This is a genomic window from Aureitalea sp. L0-47 (assembly GCF_026126405.1).
GTDB lineage: Bacteria > Bacteroidota > Bacteroidia > Flavobacteriales > Flavobacteriaceae > Pukyongia.
Genome location: NZ_JAFMTQ010000033.1, coordinates 1 through 3778, shown reverse-complemented (window position 1 = coordinate 3778; position 3778 = coordinate 1). Strand labels below are relative to the sequence as shown.

At 42.5% G+C, this 3778-nt stretch carries 1 protein-coding gene; it reads right to left on the bottom strand.

Going from position 1 to position 3778, the window contains the following annotated elements:
• A partial coding sequence (locus tag J1N09_RS15310) for an extracellular metalloproteinase (RefSeq protein ID WP_265201156.1) occupies positions 1-3551 on the bottom strand: 3551 nt, incomplete at its 3' end.
• Between the last annotated feature and the right edge of the window lie 227 nt (positions 3552-3778).

The following is a 3778-nucleotide window of genomic DNA, read 5'->3' as shown; positions in this document are numbered from 1 at the left end:
GTATGCTCCTGTACATTGTAAGCCGAACCAAAAACATCGTTACGTGTCTCGGCCGTCATAGGACTACCCATCAACATGAAATCACGCTCCTTCAAGGGTGGAGTGGTTAATTCAACATTAATTACTGCTCCTGTACCTTTATTTACCGCAGCATTGTCATCTATTTGAACCACACTACCGGTATGATTCACAATTAGAGTTCCATCAACATTAATATTTCCGTCAATATTCATATAATCTCCGGGGCCTACGGTTACCGTAGCACCTGATTCAATTGTACATGAACATGCGTCTATACTAGGATTTGAACCATTATTCATATCGTAATCCCCAGTGAACCTAGCTGATGAACCTAAAGTAGGCGCTCCACTGTCCCAGGAAACTCCGTTAAAAGTTGTTGGGTTTCCGGTAACCGTTACTGTAGCCGTACAAGTGGAAACACCTCCATTACCATCATCAGCAGTGATAGTAATAGTGTTTTCTCCAACATCCTTACATGTGAAAGCAGATCTACTTAATGATATATTCACCGTATTTCCACAATTGTCTGCAAAAGTATCCGGTTGCGAAACAAAATCGGCTCGTAACGGATTAGTTGAAGACCATCCCGAATTGTTCGTGGCAGCATTCGTTAAACCATCGGTACCGTCACTATTTTCGATACCCATTGTCTTATTTTGATCACCAAAGGCTACATTACCCAAATGAACTTCTACTAGGTTCGAACTTTCATACAGGTGTACCTGACCGGAAACTGTGTTGGTTTGATTCCAAAATCTCACATTCAGATACTCAACTACAAATTTTCTATTCGGAGCGCTTCCAAAAGTTTGATATTTAATTGTCCCGCCTGCGCTAGGATCAAGATCTCCCCAGAAAAGCGCTACTAAGTTATTTGGAAGAGTTGGATCGGGAACCGTTTGTGGAGTTCTACTCTGGGCGGCTGACATTCCGGCGTTAGCACTAAAGGAAATAAAACCATTGGAACATATATAAACGTTAGAGTAAGTATTTCCGTAGAAATTAAAATCGAATCCGATTGGAATTGCTGTAGTGATCGCATCATCTCCCAGTCCGATATCAGAACCTGTCATAGTTTCAAGGGAATTACCACCCACAAGTGCATGGGTATAACCTCCTGGTATTTTATTAGCAACGACATCCTGCCAGTTTACCGTGCCATTTCCAGCACCATCCAGTGTTACTGAAACATCCTGACAAACTAATTCTGGTAAACCGTCGGTTACCTGTATGGTTTCATCGAGGTTTGCCAAACCTCCGGAACAGGAATCATTTACAGTGTACGTCACTGTGGCTGTTCCTACACCGGCTGCTGAAGGATCAAAGGTATATGTAGTTCCGTTACCGTCATCGGTAACTCCAGGTCCGGAATAAGTTCCACCTGTAGGTGTACCACCACCCAGGCCAGTTTGTACTCCTTCAGTAATACACAATTCAGAAATGCTATTCGTAAATGCAGCTGTTCCCGGTGGAAGATCGTAAGCCTCTACTCCATCGGTTCTGCTATTCGAAGATCCCTGGCTGGCACTATATCCCAATCCTCTCTTGGCGAATGCATCCCAGATAATACACTGGTTGGCACCACCGTAAATATTTTGATCTGCCAATAGAATGGCGTCCCTACCGTCCACGAAACCAGGACTTGATCCCTGAAGTTTCAATGCTTCGGTAACTAAAGTTATTGCAATATTATTTCCTCCATTACCATTGTAAAGATCCGGGTCGAAACCGTGTTGAGTTATTAAACCCTGAACCATTTCATAGAGCATACTCGCCCAAATGAAACCGATTCCGTGTGGTGAAGAAATAGATCCGGTATTCGCTACCCCGGCATAAGTCCAGGGATTTGTTGTCATACTTGTACTGTAAGGTGCGTTACGGATTCCTCCTCCACCGGCTCCCTGCTCGAACAAGAATGTTCCTACCGTTCGATCACTAGTGTAATTAGAAGCATCCATTGTTAGCATATAACCATAGAAATCACTCCATCCTTCACCCATTTGCTCTGCATTGTTCAATGCACTGGCATTTCCAGGGCCTCCGGTTAATCTATTGGAGATCCCGTGTCCATATTCGTGAATGATCACAAGATTATCGTAATCACCATCATTACTGTTAGAATTACCAGCATTATCACATACGTACATCTGCATTCTGGGGTTTCCACCATCGGCAGGTGTTCCGAAATTAGCATTACAGGTACCGGAACCGTCCTGGGCCTCAGAATTCACACTATCACTACCGGCTCCACCATTTCCATAGTTGTTCTCCTGGAAATTTCCAGCTGCTTCATCAAAACCATAGTGGTACATCACATCGTGAATGACGTTAGTCCAGTAAAAAAGATTGGTTACAGCAGCATCTTCAGATTGGTTACTACTGTTGTACACAGGTATTCCACCGGAGGTAAGATCAAAAGCAAAATCGAAATTCAAACCAGCACCTCCGGAAGCATGGTCTGCAACGGTTCCTGAATTTGAATTATTATCATCATCGTAAGCATCTGCATTATTTCCTTTTGTATAGGTGTACTCCGCTCCAGCGGCTCCATTGGTATCGTGCCATCCGAATGGCGATGCAGTTGGGTCATCGGGGTTAGCCTCTAAGGTCCTTGAACCAAAGTACGGACTCTCCAGCGGCAATGCGAATACCCTGTAACTACCTACAAGAGCCGTGGCCTCTTCCTCCACGGTGGCAATTGCCACCTCAGGCATATCATCTTCACAGATATCCAGGGTTGTTTCTGAATGCGCATGGGTACACAAACCGTCAATACAGCTTACTGTCCAGTTTTCCTTATCGATTATTGTCCCGGTTGAAGCATCAACCCTGAAGTTCCACCAATCAGAGCTATTTACTTCCTGCACCGAAAGTTCCCAGACAAGGGTGGCGCCAATACCTTCTCGGTAATAATACATCAGTTTGGCTGGGATTTCAGTACCGGAAATACCCGCTTTATTGAATAATGCTTTTTGATTTGCTCCTGAAGATCTTTCGATCTCAGATAAATTCTGAACATCATAGCCCATTTGACTAGAAACAGATAAGATCGCATCCTTGGCACTCAGGGCTGCTGTCGCATTCAGTATTTCTGAATTTATACTCGGAACAAAATTGTTATTTTCCTTGATTTTCGATCCTGATCGATCAATATGAACACTGGACTCCGTACCGTAGACTTCTATACCATTAATGGCTTGTCTGAGGTAAATATGGTGTATACCACTAACACGGCTAACGTGTTCTGAAGTAATTATATAATCGCTTCCATTTAGATTTAATGCATTAGCAGCACTACTGCTTGCTTTTGAAGTGGTAGAATTGGTTACATAATCTGATAAATTCACATTTTTACTGGTAACCGCTCTCGATGCTTTCTTTTTCGATCCTGATGCCTCGGGTAGCGTTGTTTGAGCAGATAATGGCAGACTCATTACCAGGGCTAGAATCCAAATCAGGTTTCTCTTACTACTTGCAACAAATGATAATAGATCAATACTTTGCAATGGGGGAAGCAGGTAAATTCTCATTAGGGATGGTTTTAGGGGTAATTTTCTTTTTCTACAATTATTTCAAAAATAGCATTTTAACCGATAAAAGCAATTTTTTGTCGATGAAATACATCTTTTTTTAAGAAATATGATAATATATTCCATTTTATGAATAAAAAAACCGCCTCGTAAGGAGGCGGTTGTATGATTGAAAGTCAGGTTTGTTATTTCTTCACAATCCTCTTTGTTACAGAGCCACTTTCGGT